Genomic DNA, 16,609 nt, shown 5'->3' on the forward strand with positions numbered 1-16,609 from the left:
GCATTATAATACGTAAAATTTTACTTCATCTCAAGGCGCATAAGATACATATCCTCGCCGTCAGTTACCTTTAAATTTTGGCTTTTACACTTTGGGCAGGTGAAGTCATTTTCGCTAAGCTCCCCGCCAAATCCACAATCCAAACACTCTACAACAATGCCTTGTAAATTTATGACAAGCTCGGCGTTTTCGCAGATCGTGCCAGTCTTATAAACATCAAATGCACTCTCCAGATAGTGTGGCTCCACTCCGCTTAAGCGACCAACTTTTATCTCGATCTTGCTTATCTCTTTGGCGTTTTCTTTGGCAGCATTTTTCTCGCAAAGGCTAACTAAATTTTGAACGATACTAAGCTCGTGCATTAGCAGATCCTTGGCAGTAGCTCACCCTTTGGCGGCTCGAGAAATCTTCTTGATTTATAGGCGTTTTCTATGATGACACGCTCGTTTTTGGCTTCCATTACTTCGCCTATTATCATCGCGTTTTTATCAAATTCTCTTAAAATTTTAAGTGCCTCTTCAGCCTGGCTCTCATCGACAGCCATCACAAAAGTGCCCTCATTTGCAAGCTCATAAGGCTCAAATCCAAATAGCTCACAAACGCCCATCACTTCGTCTGCGACCTTGATATTTTCTTCAAAAACTAAGATGTCAAATTTGCTAAATTTAGCCCACTCATTTAGCACCGCACTTAGTCCGCCCCTTGTCGCATCACGCATAGTTTGTGGTTTTATGCCAGCGCTAAATAGCTTTAAAACAACCTCTTTTAGGCTTTTGCAGTCACTTTTTAGATCAAGCCCAAGCTCAAATTCCTCTCTTGCTGCTAGCACCACGCCGCCGTGTCTGCCAACATCTCCAGAGATTAAGATTTTAGCCCCTGCTTTTAAATTTTTAAGCTCCACGCCTTCGCAAACTATCTCGCCGATACCTGCTGTGTTTATAAAAATTTTGTCGCATTTGCCCTTTGGCACGACCTTCGTATCGCCACAAACCACGCTCACGCCGCTATCTTTGCATGTTTTTGCAAGCGAGCCAAGCACACGCTCGAGCTCCTCTATGCTAAGCCCCTCTTCGATGATTAGCGAGCAGCTTAGGTATTTTGCATTTGCTCCAACCATCGCAAGGTCGTTTATCGTGCCGCAAGCTGCGATCTTACCGATGTCGCCGCCGTTAAAAAAAATGGGAGTTACCACAAAGCTATCGGAGCTAAATGCGATCTTTCCGTTTAAATTTAGTATCGCTGAGTCGTTGCTCTGTCTTAAAATTTCGTTATCAAAAATTTTAAATATCGTCTCGTTTATAAGCGAGTTCATCTCCTCGCCGCCGCCGCCGTGGCTTAGCATTATCTTTTTCATTAAATTCCTTAACCAACTCTTGCGTATTTAAAATATGCCGCACAAGCGCCCTCACTTGAGACCATGCACGATCCTATCGGATTTTGTGGGTTGCAGACCTTGCCAAAGACCTTGCACTCTGTCGGCTTTGCTAGCCCTCTTAAAATTTGCCCACAAATGCAAGCCTTGCTCTCGCCAGCGCTCTCTACGCTGCAGTCAAACTGCACTCTAGCGTCAAGATAGGCAAACTCGTCTTTTAGTTTCATGCCACTTTGCGCTATCTCGCCAAGGCCTCTCCAGACAAAGTCGCACGGCTCAAAGTACTTAGCTATGAGCTCTTTTGCCTTGACGTTGCCCTCTTCTTTGACCGCCCTTGCATACTCGTTATATACTTCATAAGTGCCTGCGTTTTGCTGACGGACTAAATTTAAGACACTTGCCATGATGTCAAGTGGCTCAAAACCGCTAATGGCTATGGGTCTTTTAAATTCGCTCGCTAGCTCTTTGTAAATTTTGCTACCTGTGATGACGCTCACGTGGCTTGGTCCCAAAAATGCGTCTATCCTTACGTTTTCATCGCTCATTATAGCTCTAACTGGCGCTGGGACGGTCACGTGATTTATGTGAAAGTATAAATTTTTAATGCCCTCTTGCACCACTTTTTCAACCAAATTTGCGCTCATCGGAGTCGTCGTCTCAAAGCCAATGGCAAAAAATATGACCTTTTTGTCTGGATTTTGCTTAGCGATATTTAGCGCATCAAGTGGCGTGTAAAGTGCTCTTATGTCGTGCCCCTCGCCGCGAAGCTTTTGCAAGCTTGTCTTTGAGCCAGGCACTCTTAGCATGTCAGCTAGCGTGCAAAAGATCACATTATCCATGCTAGCAAGCTTACAGGCCTCATCTATGCGGCTCTTTGGCATCACGCAGACTGGACAGCCTGGGCCGTGGACGAAATTTATATGCTCTCCAACTAAGCTTGGCAGTGCAAATTTCATAATGCTATGCGTGTGACCACCGCAAATTTCCATGATATTTAGCGGTTTTACGCTCTCTTTTTGTATCAGTTTAGAAAGAGCTAGGATTAAATTTTTATCGCGAAAATCATTGATAAGATCCATCAAATTTTCCCCGCGTCCATATCCTCAGCGATCTTTTGATAGACCTCCAAGCTCTCAAGCGCAAACTGCGTGTCGATCTTTTGCATGGCGTATCCAACGTGGATTAGCACGTATTCGCCAACTTTTACCTCTTCAGAGATGAGATCTAGGCTTACCTTTCTAGTAACGCCCAGAGTCTCAACGGTAGCAACGTTATTTTCATCTATTTCTATTACTTTTGAAGGGATCGAGAGGCACATTATCTTAGCTCTTTTTTAAATTCCAAATAACTTATCCATTTATCGATGCCTTCGCCTGTTTTGCTATCTACCACAAAGATATCGACCTTTGGATTTAGCTTTCTAGCGTCGTTTTTAACTCGCTCGATATCAAAGTCAAAGTGCGGCGCAAGCGAAGCTTTTGTAATGAGAAGCACGTCAGCAGCTCTAAACATCACTGGATATTTGCTCACCTTGTCATCGCCCTCTGGCACTGAAAGAAGCACAACGTTAAAGTGCGAGCCAACGTCGTAGCTTGCAGGGCAGACTAAATTTCCAACATTTTCTATAAAGACTAGATCAAGCTCATTTAGCGGTAGATGGTGAAGCCCCTCATGCACCATAAAAGCGTCCAAGTGGCAGGTCTGACCTGTGCTTATCTGATGAGCTTTTGCGCCAGCTTTTACTATGCGGTCGGCATCTTGATTAGTCTCAAGATCGCCCTCAACAACGCCTATCTTAAATTTACCAGCCTTTATCGTAGCCTCTAAAAGCGTGGTCTTGCCAGCACCTGGGCTACTCATCAAATTTACACAAAGTATCTTTTTCTCATCAAGATGCGCTCTGTTGTGAGCGGCCTCTTTGTCGTTTTCTGAGAGGATTTTCTCTATCACATCTATCGTTTTGCCCTCGTTTAGCACAGGGTGCGCGTGAGCCTCGTGGCTATGCTCGTGAGCGTCATGAGCGTGATCTGTATGTCCATCGTGAGTGTGTGGGTGTGAGTGAGTGGTGCCATCGGCATGAGTGTGAGTGTGGGTGTGATTTCCCATTGAACAACCGCAGTCTTTACACATTTTCTTATCCTTTTTTATTAATTTCCAGAGATTTTAACGTTTAAATTTAAAAATAAAATTAAATTTTAAGGGCATTTTATGCAAATAAGATAAATTAAGCCATTTTTTTATCTTTGATCTTGCAAACTAGCGTTTTTATCTAGCTCTTCAAGGCTCTCGTTATCATCTATACTCTCGTTGTCATCTGTGTAGCCATTTTCATCAAAATTTTCATCATTGCTTCTTTTTTTGCCATTTGGCGTGATGATGATATCTTTTAGCCTTGCCCTGCCATCATCCATCACCATCAAAACAGCAACAGCATCCACGTCTTGATCCATCATCTCTCGCTCAGTTTGCTTTGCCTTTTTAGTTGGCATATAAAACTCTTCGATGCCATATTTTACAAATGAATATCCATCAAATTTGCCAGCTAGAAAAAGAGCATCTTTTGGCTTAGTAAAGCTAAATTTATCAAAAGCGTAAGTGGCATTCGCATCTTGCTTCAAAATGGCGTAAATTTCATCATTTTTTGAGAAATTTCTATCATATTGATCTATCTCAACGCCAGTTTTTTTATCAAATTTATACTGCTGCAGATTTGAAAAATCATAGCTCAAGCTCACGTAGTTTCCGCGAAATAGATCTCTTGGATCGTAAAGATTTACCCTCACTTTTACCTCTTTTCCAAGATAAAGTGGCATGAGCGCGTATGCGAGCATCGCAATTATTAGTAAAATTTGAAAGATTATGGCTAGTATTAGTGATCTTATCTTCATTTTGTACGTCCTTTTTTAGCAGCAACTGCGAGCACGACGAAGGCAAAGACGATAAATAGCGCCGTAGCCCCCAAATAATCGCCTATTAGCTCAAAGTATCTAACCACCGCAACTAAGAATATCATGCATAGTCCTAGCGTTAGCTCGCCATTTTTGATAAGCACGGCTGCGACGATGATGTTTACTAGCGAGAAGAAGATATTTGCATATCCCACGCCCAAGCTAAAGACAAATGGCAACGCAAAGAGTACCAAGCCAAGAAGCAAGCCACTTTTGTTTTTCTCTTTAAAAAATAGCGCAATGCTAGCGATGCCAAATACGGCAAAAACCTTGCCAAAACTGCTATAGAAAAATGCTTTTGCAAACCAAAATTTATCTTCTTCTAGCTCGTAGATGTCGCCATTTGCATAAGCTATCAGGCAAACGATCAAGATAACGATGCCAAGATACTTGCCAAAGCCTTTTACAAGGTGCGCTAGCCTATCTCTAAAGCCAGCTAACGTGTTAAAGAGCGCGACAAGTAAAAGCGCGTATGAGAGTGATAAAGTAGCAGCCATCGGCGCTCTAAACATAAGATCATAACCATAAAATTCATTAAACCCGCTGATCCTAGCACAAAGCGAAACGATGTAGAAAAATATATCCGCTAAAAGTACAATCGCAAGAAATGCCGAGTCACTTTTATAAAGCATGTAGGTGCCAAGGGCTATAAAGACGATAAATTCATAAGCAAACTCGCCGCCCATGCCCTTTAAAACAAACCAGATCGTCGCAAAAACAAGGCTTTGAGCCACCAGCAAGGCTTTTTTGCTAGCAAAAGAGAGCGCCATAGCTCCAACGCTCCAGAGCAAAACTCCGCCACTTGGCTCGTCGCTAATATTATAAATTTGAGCGATAAGCGCTATGGCCGCTCCGTAGCAGAAATTTCCCAAAAAGAGCGTAGCCGTGCCAAGCTTGTCTTTGCCCTTTTTGAGATAATAAACTCCGCCAAAATTTAAAAGAGCAAGCACGCCAAAGATGATGACAAGGCGCCCCATCCTTGGTATCTCCTCCCAGTAGGCTCCAACTAGGGTAAAAAATGCCAGCGCGAAAAAGAGATAAGCAACCAACTTTAAGATAAAGCTAGTCTTTTCGCTATGAGCGTTTAGATCTATATCATATAAATTTGCTATCTTTAAAGCGGTGGCCTTATCGACCACATCCTCTTTTTGCCAGCGATCTAGCTCTTTGGCTAGAAAATTTCTATTGTAAAAATTCATCTTTCATTCTCTTTAAATGACATTTTTTTGTGGCTAATGATAGCATACAAGCGCCAAAAATGCCAGAAGAAAATAAAACAAAAAGGGAGAAATTTAAAAAGCCAAAAAACTTGGGCGGGCTTTTGCAAATTTAGCTTTAGCCAAAGCCCAAGTAAAAACAAACGGTCATCAAACTTTCGCCACAAAAAAGATATCAGGCAAGCAAGAAATAGCAAAACCCAATAACAATTTGCAAAAATGGATCACAAAAACTGCTAAAAAACTAACAAAAAGACAAAATAAGACAAGCTCCGCAGCCAAGAGCACTGCTAGCTATTTACAAAAACCCAAATTTAAGAGCCAAAAAAGCTTTTAGCTTAAAATTTAGGCACAGCAGCCTTTGTAAGTTTAGAAAACTTAACACCCTTTAAGCCAGCAATCCTATCAGCAAAGCGCTCTATCTTCTCCGCTTCGCCCCTTATAGAGATTGTTTCTAAGCAGTTGTGGTGATCGACATGGACGTGATTTGTGCAGATGATCTTCACATCAGAGTCATGCTCGATATCCATTTTTTTATTCACCAAATCGTTGTGATGATGCACATAAATGAGCGTCAAAACCCCAATCAACTCCTCGTTAGCGTCCTTCCAGCTGTCGCTTACGATTTTATCACGGATCAAATCCCTTGTAAATTCACTCCTAGAAGCGTAGCCTTGTTCGCTAACTTTTCTATCCAGTTCGTCTAGTAATTGACTAGGCAAAGAAACACTAAAACGTATAACACTATCCATTTTTTGCTCCTTTCTCGTTTGATTACCGTTTAAAATAATTATACATCACTTATTAGAAAATGTGGATAAATAATAATAAATTTGCCCTAAATTTACGTTAGAATCGTTACTGCAGAATTTCTTATTGATATAAAATTTCAAATTTGCTTTAGTAAATTTTTTGTAAATAAGCTCAAGCAAAGTCTTATTTTGAAAAACTCCGCCACTTAGTAAAATCTCTTTTTTCTCATTTTTAGAAATTTCAAAAATAATATCAGCCATGCCATTTATAAATGCCGTTGCAGCCACTCTTGGCTCATCTTTTAAAGCACTTTTAAAAGCCTCTTTAAAGCCGATAACTCCGTCATTTAGGCTAAATTTGTAACACACATCTAAATTTTTATCATAAAGTGCCTCAAGCCTCATGCCACTCTCGCCTTCAAAACTCAAGTGAGAAATGCCACATATTATCGCACCAAATGCGTCAAATATCCTACCAACAGAGCTAGTTTTTACTAAATTTAGCCCCTTTTGCTCCATTATCTTGAAATTTCGAAGCACCTTTTCATCAAAATTTACTAAAAATTTATGCCCCTCATCCTCAAGCTCGTACTTCAAAATAATAGAATAAGCGATGAGATAGATATTTTTTATGCTATTTTCGCCGCCAAATAAGCTAAATTCATCAAAGTGATAAACTCTCTTGTAGCTATTTTTATCTAGCCTAAAGACCTCGCCACCCCAAATTTTGCCGTCCTCTCCATATCCTGTGCCATCAAAACAAAAGCCAAGATACTCTTTGTCTGGCAAATCATTTTCAAAGATCACACTTAGCAAATGTGCGTAGTGATGCTGCAGATGAACTAGCTCAAAGCCCTGCTCTTTTGCCCATTTTGTATTTAAAAAATTTGGATGCAGATCGGCTATGACCTTGTCTATTTTTAGATCATAAGTCGTTTCAAAAAGGGTGAAAATGTCTTTAAACCTATCAAAAGTCGCCACGTTTTTTAGGTCGCCGATATATGGGCTGATCATCAAAAGCCCGTCTTTGTAGATACAAAATGAGCTTTTTAGCTCCGCTCCAAGGGCTAAAAACGTCCCTTTTTGCTTGAAATTTGTATGGATGAAATTTGGATTTAGCCCGCGGCTCGTCCTTGTAAAAATCGTCTCATCTCCAACGCAAAATGCGATACTATCGTCACTTGGCGAGTAAATTTCTCGGTCGTGATCAAGATAAAAGTCTATGACGTCGCCTAGTTTTTCTCTTAGCTCGCTCTCATCTTTTATCACAACCTCGCCTGAGATGTTTGCGCTAGTTGCGATGATGTCGTGTTCTAAGTGGTCAAAAAGCAAAAGATGTATGCCACTAAATGCGAGCATAACGCCAAGCTTGTTTAAATTTGGAGCTACGCTTTTTGCGATATTTGAGCCATTTTTTGCTTCAAGCAAGACGATCGGCTTTAAATTTGAGCTAAGAAGCCTAGCCTCTGCTTCTGAAATTTGCGCTATCTCTCTAGCGTTTTGTAAATTTTTACTCATCAACGCAAATGGCTTACTTGGGCGGTGCTTTCTAGCTCTTAGCTCGCAAACTGTTGCTTCATTTGTCGCATCGCAAACCAGATGAAAGCCACCAAGCCCCTTAATGGCTAAAATTTTGCCCTCGTTTATGAGCTTAGCCGCCTCTTTGGCTGCTTCGTTTTTACTAGCCAAAACTTTGCCAAATTTATCTTTTAGATATAGCTTTGGTCCGCAGTTTGGGCAAGAGATCGGCTCTGCGTGGTAGCGACGATTAAGCGGATCTTTGTACTCGCTCTCGCAAAATTTACACATCTTAAACTCATTCATCGTCGTATTTACCCTATCATAAGGCAATGCTTTGATGATGGAAAATCTCGGTCCGCAGTTGGTGCAGTTTATAAATGGGTATTTGTAGCGTGGATTTGTGGGGTCATAAAACTCACGCAAGCAGTCATCGCAAAGTGCGTAATCAGGCAAGATAGGCGCTTGTTTGGTAGCTGACTTTGAAGCGATGATCTCAAGCTTTTCATAAATTTTATCTATCTTAAATTTATGCAGTTCATCGATCCTAGCAAGGGCTGGCAGCTTCTCATAAAGCTCTTTTTCAAAAGCCAAAAAGCTAGCCTCTTCGCCGCTAAAATTTAGCTTCACGCCCTCATCATCGTTGTAAATTTCGCCAACTAGCTTAAATTTGTCCGCTAAAGTATAGACAAAAGGTCTAAAACCAACGCCTTGAACTAAGCCTTTGATCTCATATCTAAAGCTTGATCTCAATGCCAAATCCGGGGTCAAAATTTGTTTTTATATTTGGGTTTAGGTGCTTTTTCATCAAGTTGCTAACTACCTTATTATAAAATAAATCCCCGCTTAAAGTAACGTTTTTGATCTTAAATTTATCTCGTTTTTCATAGCTAAAATCGCTCAAAAAATGCGCCAAAGACTCGGTGCAACCAAAGCTGATATTCTTCTCTCCAGCGCCAGCAAGGATAAATGAAATGATACTTTTTACAAACTTAACCCCGTCTAAACCAAAGTCATCTTTCATTTTATAATCGATCCTAACGCCCTTTTGACCGCTAAAATCGCTTGCCATAAGAAGCAAATTCTCCCCTGCTTTTTTAAACTCATCACTTAAGCCAAGCAAGCGTCCAGCAATGCAAAATAGCGAGAAAAAGCTAGCATCTGAGCTAAATTTACCACTTGGCAGGGCGCGCTCTTTACTAAAGTTTTCAAGTAGTCTTTCGCCGCTCTCATCGGCTCTTATGAGCTCATAAATTTCTTCAAAGCTGCTAAATTTTGGTAAAAATAGAAGCTGCGTTTTGCTTGATTTTGAAAGCAGGCAAATTTCATCATCGCTAAATTTGCTAAATTTTAGCCCCAAAGCCACTTCGCCCAAATAGTTAAGCTCAAATTCTTCATCTTTTGTATAAAAAAATGGGCTTAAAAGTGCGCTGTTTTCAAGCAAAGCAAGCCTTGAAAGAGCGCTTTTTTGCTCCTTTACAGTAACGCTTAAAAAGCTAAAGCCATCTCGATTTAACTGCTCGCAAAGGGCGTAAAGAAAAAGATCATTTGGCGCCATCACGTCAAAAAATAGCGGCGCGTCCTCGTGATTTTGCCTATAAATGGCTGTCGTTTTTAGTGCCAAAAGTGGCTTTTCAAAGCTGGCAAGCGCGATCTGCGCCCTATCACCAGTTATAAAAATTTTTGGTAGCTGCTTTAAATTTACAGGCATCAAGAAATTTGCATCAAAATTTACCCCAAGAGAAATTTCATATAAATTTTCATCTTGCTCTATGCAAACGCTCTTACCATTTTTTAATAAATTTAGGCAGGTTTTTAGCTTTTCATTAAAATTATCAAGCGTTATCTCACCATCAAATTTACTCAAAGCAAGCGTGCCACTTTCATTTAAAATAGCCTTGCCATTAGCCAAAAATGCCGCCGCTTGAGATGGGCTAAGCGTGCCAAATTTTATATCTTTAATCTCACCTGCCACGTCAAGCTCATCTGCTGTATCAACCTCGCTATGCTTTATATAAAGGCTATAAGGCAAGATGACGCTAGCTCTGTCTGCTAGGGCGCTAAGCTCATTGGCAAAGCCACTTACCTTTAGGCAAATTTGATCATCTTTGCAGCTTATAGAATGCTTAAGCTCCCCAGCTAATGAGCGTAAAAATGGCGCCAAAAAGGCTGGCTTTTTAAAGCAGTCAAATTTAAAAGCAAGTATCATTTTAAACCTTTTTTGGCGTAGTCATCGAGGGTATCATTTAAGGTGAAATTTGCCACCTTTTCGCACTTAAAATCAAGCTCTTTTAAGTGATCAAGCAGCGTTTTTTCTAGGATATTAGAAGCTTTTGTCACTTCATCTGAGAGGCTAAAATTTGATGACTCTATGCGGCTAGGCACGATGCCTAGGATTTTGGTTGTCGGCCTGTCGCCTGCCAGCTCCATTAGATGAAGGGTTTGAAGCATCTCGATCTCGTGAGCCGAGCCGTCCCAGCTGATAAAATTTGGCACGTTTAGAAAGTCGAAAAAATAAACATCGCCCACGCTTGCGCCATTTGCGCTAATGCAATCAACGACGATGAGATAGTCAAATTCGCTTATTATGTGAGTTAGAGCGAGGGCTAAAGTGCCCCCGTCCATTAGAGTAAGCTCGTTTTTAGAACTTGTAAATTTATAGTTTTTAGCCATCAAATTTACAAAATGAACACCTATGCCCTCATCAGCAAACATAACGTTGCCAATGCCAAGAACCAGCACTCTCATCAGTGTTCTTTTACAAATTTATAGCCACTAACGATGGCGTCCATCGCTCCATTTTTGCCTTTAACGGCGTTAAATATCGCCATATAAACGTGAATAGGCACAAATATCATGATAATCCACATGCAAATTCTATGTATCGTTCTAACATTTGCTAGTCCGCCCATAAGCTCTTCAAAGTATCTTGCTGGCTCGTAGATCGCTCCGCCAAGTCCATTGTGATAAACGTGAGCGTAAAGCACTAGGCCAGTTAGGCAAATGAGTGCCAAGATGACGTAAAAGAAAAAGTATGAGGCAAACTGCAATGGGTTATAAACGCCCCTTAAATGCGGGTGCGGCCCCATAAAAATGTAGTACTTTATCTGCGCTATCCAAACTTTTGGACTTAAGAAGTCAAGCACGCTCATCCACTCTTTTTTGCTGTGTTTATCAAAGACAAATAGATAAAATTTAAAGATAAATACCGCTATTAGCACAAAGCCAGCGACCTGGTGCGCCAAACGCCACTTTGCTTGCATGAAATTTGTAGGCTCGCTTGTGATCTCTGGACTCATAAAGACATAAGAGATGTAGTAGCCACTAACCACTAAAAGCGTGATAGCTATAAATCTAATCCAGTGTGTCAGCCTAACGCCGATGGAGAATTCGTATTCGCTGATCCTGTCAGGATTTTTATGTGACATCTTTTCTCCTTACAAATTTGGATTTATCTTATAAGTACTCAAATCATTTCCCTTCGTATCCATAACATGCACAGCACACGCGATGCAAGGATCGTAAGAGTGAATTTTTCGTATTATCTCAAGCGGTTTTGAAAGATCAGCGATCTTTAAGCCTATCAAGCACGCCTCGTAGCTGCCCATTTGACCTTTGGCATCTTTTGGAGAGGCGTTCCAAGTGCTTGGCACAACTGCTTGCCAGTTTGAGATGACGCCATCTTTTATGCGACACCAGTGGCTTAGCGCGCCTCTTGGAGCGTTGCCTTGAAAATTTCCTTTATATTCTTTTTTGTTATCTATTACATATTTTGTGCAGGTCTCTTGATCTGTCTTTAAATTTTCGATTAAGGCATTAAATGCGTCCATTGTGTGCTCTGCGACCACTTTTGCCTCAAGCATACGAGCAGCTGTTCTGCCTAGAGTTGAAAAGACTGCACTTAGTGGCAAGCCACTCTTTGCTAAAAACTCATCAACTATCTTTTTAACTCTCTCGTTGCCTTTAGCGTAGTTTATGACGATGCTTGCGATCGGTCCTACTTGCATAGGCATGCCATCATATCTTGGCGCTTTGATCCAGCTATATTTGCCCTTTGTGTCAAAAAGCTTGCTGTGAGCTAGCTTGCCCTCGCCGTCTATGCTCTCGCCATCAACAAGGCCAGTGTAGTTTGCCTCTGTCTCACCATCATAAGGATGAAGCGCTTTGTCATTTTTATACCAAGCCCTTGTTGCCTCTTCTGTGATCTTCTCTTCGTCTATGTCATAAACCTTGCTAAGATCGCCATTTAAGATGATACCACCTTTAAATAGATGGTCATTTTTGCCGATCAAAAACTCATCGTAACAGAATAAATTTGATACTCCAACGTCGTTTAGAACGCTTGGCTCGTTTGCATAAGCCTTAGCCGCCATCAAAATGTCTGGATAGTAAGCTCTATCTACAAATTCTTTGATCTCAGCAAATTTGCTCATATATTCGCCCATTCTAGCTGGGTCCATAAGATCCATCACGCAGGTCACGCCGCCAACTGTTAGGCTTTGTGGGTGTGGGTTTTTCGCGCCAAAGATAGCCATCATCTGAGCTGCTGTTCTTTGGATCCTAAGGCACTCAAGGTAGTGAGAGAGGACGATTAAATTTTGCTCTGGAGTAAATTTATATGTGCTATGTCCCCAGTATGCGTTGGCAAATGGTCCAAGGTTGCCCTTTTTAACAAAGGCTTCAACCCTCTCTTTTACCTCTTTTAGCTTGTCTGCGCCTGTTGCAAATGGCGTGCTTGTATATTTAAACGCCTCTTCGCTAGCTTTATGTACATCTGCGCTTAATGCAGAGACGACGTCTGCCCAGTCCATGCCGTGAAGCTGATAAAAGTGCACGATATGATCGTGAAGATATAAAGCTGCGTTCATGAGCGTTCTAGTTAGCTCGGCATTTAGCGGAGGCTTGATGCCAAGGGCATCCTCAACTGCTACTATGCCTGCTCGGTAGTGTGAGTATGTGCAAACGCCGCAAATTCTTTGCATGAAAAAGCCAGCATCTCTTGGGTCTCTGTTTTTTACTATCTGCTCTAAGCCCCTCCAAAGAGTTGAGCCAGAGTAAGCCTCTTTTACAACGTTATTTTCATCGACTACGACTTCTATTCTTAAGTGCCCTTCGATACGTGTTATAGGGTCTATTACTATTCTTTTTTCACTCATTTTTTCGCCTTATTCTTTATCTTTACTCATACAAGCTAGTGCAGCGTGAGCCGCCATGCCAATACCAGCAAGTGCTAAAATTCCAATGCCTATTTTATCACTTACATTATCAGCGCCAAGCCCTAAAACAGTGTCAAATAGCCTATCAGCCATCGGCTCTTCAAACGGCCCCATCGTATCCCAGAAGTCTGGCTCCGAGCAGCCTATACAGCCGTGACCTGCCTGAACTGGCCATGATGTGTGCTGGTTAAATCTCTCGCGTGAGCAGTTATTAAATGTATATGGACCTTTACAGCCTACTTTATATAAGCAGTAGCCATTTTTTGCACCCTCGTCGCCAAAGCTTTGGACAAATTCGCCCGCATCAAAGTGACCGCGTCTCTCGCAAAGATCGTGAATTCTTAAGCCATAAGCCCATTTTGGTCTGTTATAAACATCAAGTGCAGGCAAAGTGCCAAATAGCAAGTAGTGAAGCACGTTGCCAACGATGTTTTTCTCACTTGGAGGACAGCCTGGCACGTTTATGACTGGCTTATCAGTCACCTTTGAAAGACCGACTGAATTTGTTGGATTTGGCTTAGCTGCTTGGATACCGCCAAAGCTAGAACAGGTGCCAATGGCAAAGATAGCAGCCGCGTTAGCAGAGGCATTTACAGCGTGAGTTTTGCCGCTTGTGCCGTGAGGTCCGACTGTTAAAAAGTGTTCAGTAGCTCCTGTTGGGATGCCACCCTCAACTAGCAGGATGTATCTGCCTTTATATTTTTCTATCGCATGCTCTAAATTTTCTTCAGCTTGCCAGCCAGCAGCAGCCATGATAGTTTCGTGGTATTCAAGGCTTATGTAGTCAAATATAAGGCTATCTATGCTTGGAGCGTCAGTTCTTAGTAGGCCCTCGCTACAGCCAGTGCATTCTGCCATGTGAAGCCATATCACTGGGAGCCTATCGCTTAGCTCAGCAGCGCGAGCAACCATCGGTGTCATCGCACTTGGCAATGCCATAAAAGCTGTCATCGCACCAGCCCACTTCATAAAATCACGCCTAGTAAAGCCCTTATCTTTTAAAAGCTGCGCAATACTAGTGTCATTTTTCATTTTAGGCAATGCACTAAGTTCGCTTAAGCGTCTATTTATCTTTTGACGCAAGTCATTATTCATATAAGCTCCTTCATTTGAAATTTGTTTATTTTGTATCTTATCTTTTTTAAAGAAGACAAATATTATTTTATTCTATTAGTAATTATATTTAAATAAATTTTAAAGATTAAAATTTTAAACGCCTTGTTATCAATAGTCTTAAAATATGCTAAAAAATAATATTTAGTGAGAATTTATCCCATTTTGAGAAATGATATGGCAAAAATTCTATTTTTCTGAAAGTAAATATCAATTCAAATTTTTAATAATTTTTAAAAAATATAATTTAGTGTTTTTAAGAAGAGTGAAATTTAAGGTACAAAATTACAAAAGCCCAAATGGGTTAAATTTAGGCTTTTAAATTTGCATTAAAATGGCCAGATAGCCTCCATAAGCCTTGTGCCCCAAGGTTTTTTAGTTGATTTGTCTAGCTCGCCCTCAGTTTTATACAAAATTTTGGCGTCAGCTATGTATTTTGAGTCGATTTCGTTGTTTTGCGAGATGTCGTAAGGTCTGATGACGCCACTTACTTGCATGATCTGTTTTTCGCCGTTTATAAGTAGCTCGCGGCTGCCCTCGATGAAGTAGTTGCCGTTGTTTAAGATCTTGATGATCCTAGCTGAGATGGTTGCGGTAAATTTCTCGCTTCTGTTGCTAGTGCCACTACCTGTAAATTTATTGCCGCCACCTGCTTTAAAGCCGATGTCACCGTATTTGTTTAGATTATCAGCCACGGTTGAGAGCGGTGCGGCTCCAGCTGTGAAAACGCCACCGCCAAGCGAAATGGTGCTATCTTTGTTGGTGCTTTTGCTGCCGCTTGAAATTTGACTTGCATTTTCTGAGATGACGATGGTTACGATGTCATTTACATTCATCGCCTTTCTATCTGAAAATAGCGGATTTTCGCCCTTGCCAAAGAGACTGCCGGCGTTGCTTTGACCGCTGCCACTATCTTTTGAAGGGAGTTGTTCGACATAAACTGGAGGTTTCATATTGATGTGAGGATCTGCACTTGGGGTGCAACCTGTGTAAAAAATGCCCGCAAATGTGACGAGCCAAATCTTTTTATAGTTCATAAAATGCCTTAAAATAAGTATCTTTGTGCTAAGATTAAGCAATTTAAGTTCCCAAAAAGGTCACAAAATGAAAAGTTGTTACATTTTTTCAGACAAAAATCTAGCATATTTGCAGGAAATTATAGCTACAAAATTCAAAAAAGTTGAGATCTTTAAGATAACTCCAGACGAAAACGACAAAAAAAATCTAATAAATTTAAATGAAAAGGAGTTTTTTTTAAAATTTATAGATAAATTTGAAGAGCTAAAGGAGAGAAGCGACTTTGTCATAGTCGTTGGCTGTGAGGGCTTTAGCGTCTTTGGCAAGAGCGAGCTAAATTTAAAGCTAGCTAGAAATTTAAACGCGCCTGTTTTTGACGAAAACGCAAGCGAGCTAAAGGCGCTAAATTTAAACTCAAAGCTTCTAATAACTGATAAATTTGATGAAATTTTAAGCTATGAGCACGAGATCATCACGCCATTTAAATTTCAAAGCTTGCTTCTAAAAAGAGCTAAAGCGGCAAACAAAACCGTCGTTTTGCCTGAAAGTGATGATGAGAGAATTTTAAAAGCAGCTCACATCGTGCTAGAAAAAGGTGCGGCAAATATCATCTTGCTAGGCCTTGAGAGTGAAATTTCAAAAAAGGCAGCCACTTTGGGGCTAAATTTAAGCAAAGCCAAAGTGCTAAACCCAGCACAAAATGAGCTAACAGACAAATTTGCAAAGAAAATTTATGAGCTAAGAAAGCATAAAGGAATGGATGAAGACAAGGCAAACGCGCTTGCAAAAGATAAAATTTACTTTGCCACGATGATAATACATGAAGGCATAGCAGATGCCTTGGTAAGTGGCGCTACGATGAGTACGGCTGATACGATCCGCCCAGCCCTTCAGATCATAAAAACAAAGCCAAATGTAAGCGTGGTAAGCGGGGCATTTTTCATGGCGCTTGAAGAAGAAATTTCACTCTTTGCAGACTGCGCCGTCACGCCAAATCCAAGCGCAGACGAGCTAGCTAGCATCACGCTAAGTAGCGCTCAAACAGCAAGTGCCTTTGGACTTAATCCAAAGATCGCCATGCTAAGCTACTCAACAGCTGATAGTGGCAGCGGGGCCGATGTGGAGTTTGTAAAAGAGGCTGCCAAAAAAGCAAGCGAGCTTGATGCAAATTTAAAAATAGCTGCACCAATTCAGTTTGACGCGGCAGTTGATCTAAGCGTGGCTAGCAAAAAGATGCCAAATTCTGATGTGGCTGGGCAGGCAAATGTATTTATATTTCCAAATTTAAACTGCGGAAACATCTGCTACAAAGCAGTTCAGCGAAGCGCAAATGCCCTAGCTGTGGGCCCGATACTTCAAGGGCTAAAAAAACCAGTAAATGACCTAAGCCGTGGCTGCCTCGTCGAAGACGTCGTAAATACCATCTTAATAAGCGCGATACAAGCAGGAGAGTGAT

Annotated in this window: 16 protein-coding genes; 1 reads left to right on the plus strand and 15 read right to left on the minus strand. The window is 41.1% G+C overall.

Annotated elements, in window-relative coordinates; genetic code table 11:
- Positions 1-20: 20 nt before the first annotated feature.
- From hypA to flgH, 15 genes are all read right to left on the minus strand, one after another.
- The gene (gene hypA, locus CVS86_RS00970) at positions 21-362 is read right to left on the minus strand and encodes a hydrogenase maturation nickel metallochaperone HypA (RefSeq protein WP_021087609.1); all 342 of its coding nucleotides are present in this window, start codon (positions 360-362) and stop codon (positions 21-23) included.
- Entirely contained in the window at positions 362-1,354 is a 993-nt protein-coding gene (gene hypE / locus CVS86_RS00975; protein WP_107790685.1) for a hydrogenase expression/formation protein HypE, read from the minus strand. The genes hypA and hypE overlap by 1 nt, the downstream gene beginning before the upstream one ends.
- An 8-nt stretch (positions 1,355-1,362) precedes the next feature.
- Positions 1,363-2,451, minus strand: coding sequence for a hydrogenase formation protein HypD (gene hypD, locus CVS86_RS00980; protein ID WP_103609423.1), 1,089 nt, complete (start codon positions 2,449-2,451; stop codon positions 1,363-1,365).
- Entirely contained in the window at positions 2,451-2,690 is a 240-nt protein-coding gene (locus CVS86_RS00985; RefSeq protein WP_009293878.1) for a HypC/HybG/HupF family hydrogenase formation chaperone, read from the minus strand. Before CVS86_RS00985 ends, hypD begins: the two co-directional genes overlap by 1 nt.
- A complete protein-coding gene (gene hypB, locus CVS86_RS00990) occupies positions 2,690-3,502 on the minus strand; it encodes a hydrogenase nickel incorporation protein HypB (RefSeq protein WP_107790686.1) in 813 nt (270 codons plus the stop codon). Before hypB ends, CVS86_RS00985 begins: the two co-directional genes overlap by 1 nt.
- Positions 3,503-3,609: 107 nt before the next feature.
- The gene (locus CVS86_RS00995; RefSeq protein WP_107790687.1) at positions 3,610-4,260 is read right to left on the minus strand and encodes a GDYXXLXY domain-containing protein; all 651 of its coding nucleotides are present in this window, start codon (positions 4,258-4,260) and stop codon (positions 3,610-3,612) included.
- Complete coding sequence (locus CVS86_RS01000; protein ID WP_107790688.1) at positions 4,257-5,519, minus strand: DUF2157 domain-containing protein; 1,263 nt, start codon at positions 5,517-5,519, stop codon at positions 4,257-4,259. The genes CVS86_RS00995 and CVS86_RS01000 overlap by 4 nt, the downstream gene beginning before the upstream one ends.
- Positions 5,520-5,875: 356 nt before the next feature.
- Positions 5,876-6,289 carry a nickel-responsive transcriptional regulator NikR gene (gene nikR, locus CVS86_RS01005; RefSeq protein ID WP_103638568.1) on the minus strand — a complete coding sequence of 138 codons (414 nt, stop codon included), beginning with the start codon at positions 6,287-6,289 and terminating at the stop codon, positions 5,876-5,878.
- A 45-nt stretch (positions 6,290-6,334) separates the two neighbouring features.
- Positions 6,335-8,560 carry a carbamoyltransferase HypF gene (gene hypF, locus CVS86_RS01010; RefSeq protein WP_107790689.1) on the minus strand — a complete coding sequence of 742 codons (2,226 nt, stop codon included), beginning with the start codon at positions 8,558-8,560 and terminating at the stop codon, positions 6,335-6,337.
- A complete protein-coding gene (locus CVS86_RS01015; protein WP_107790690.1) occupies positions 8,544-10,016 on the minus strand; it encodes a hypothetical protein in 1,473 nt (490 codons plus the stop codon). Before CVS86_RS01015 ends, hypF begins: the two co-directional genes overlap by 17 nt.
- Complete coding sequence (locus tag CVS86_RS01020; RefSeq protein ID WP_107790691.1) at positions 10,013-10,555, minus strand: HyaD/HybD family hydrogenase maturation endopeptidase; 543 nt, start codon at positions 10,553-10,555, stop codon at positions 10,013-10,015. The genes CVS86_RS01015 and CVS86_RS01020 overlap by 4 nt, the downstream gene beginning before the upstream one ends.
- Positions 10,555-11,235: a Ni/Fe-hydrogenase, b-type cytochrome subunit gene (cybH, locus tag CVS86_RS01025; protein WP_021085813.1), complete on the minus strand. Its 681-nt coding sequence runs from the start codon at positions 11,233-11,235 to the stop codon at positions 10,555-10,557. Before cybH ends, CVS86_RS01020 begins: the two co-directional genes overlap by 1 nt.
- Before the next feature lie 9 nt (positions 11,236-11,244).
- Positions 11,245-12,963, minus strand: a complete 1,719-nt coding sequence (locus CVS86_RS01030; RefSeq protein ID WP_107790692.1) for a nickel-dependent hydrogenase large subunit — start codon at positions 12,961-12,963, stop codon at positions 11,245-11,247.
- A 9-nt stretch (positions 12,964-12,972) separates the two neighbouring features.
- Positions 12,973-14,118, minus strand: a complete 1,146-nt coding sequence (locus CVS86_RS01035; protein WP_107790693.1) for a hydrogenase small subunit — start codon at positions 14,116-14,118, stop codon at positions 12,973-12,975.
- A gap of 347 nt (positions 14,119-14,465) precedes the next feature.
- Positions 14,466-15,173 carry a flagellar basal body L-ring protein FlgH gene (flgH, locus tag CVS86_RS01040; protein ID WP_002940928.1) on the minus strand — a complete coding sequence of 236 codons (708 nt, stop codon included), beginning with the start codon at positions 15,171-15,173 and terminating at the stop codon, positions 14,466-14,468.
- A gap of 67 nt (positions 15,174-15,240) precedes the next feature.
- On the opposite strand from flgH, the gene pta reads away from it, so the two are divergent.
- Positions 15,241-16,608 (plus strand): phosphate acetyltransferase, encoded by a 1,368-nt coding sequence (gene pta, locus CVS86_RS01045; RefSeq protein ID WP_107790694.1) that lies wholly within the window; start codon positions 15,241-15,243, stop codon positions 16,606-16,608.
- The last annotated feature ends 1 nt before the right edge of the window (position 16,609 follow it).

This window comes from Campylobacter concisus (genome assembly GCF_003048605.1).
Taxonomy (GTDB): domain Bacteria; phylum Campylobacterota; class Campylobacteria; order Campylobacterales; family Campylobacteraceae; genus Campylobacter_A; species Campylobacter_A concisus_BM.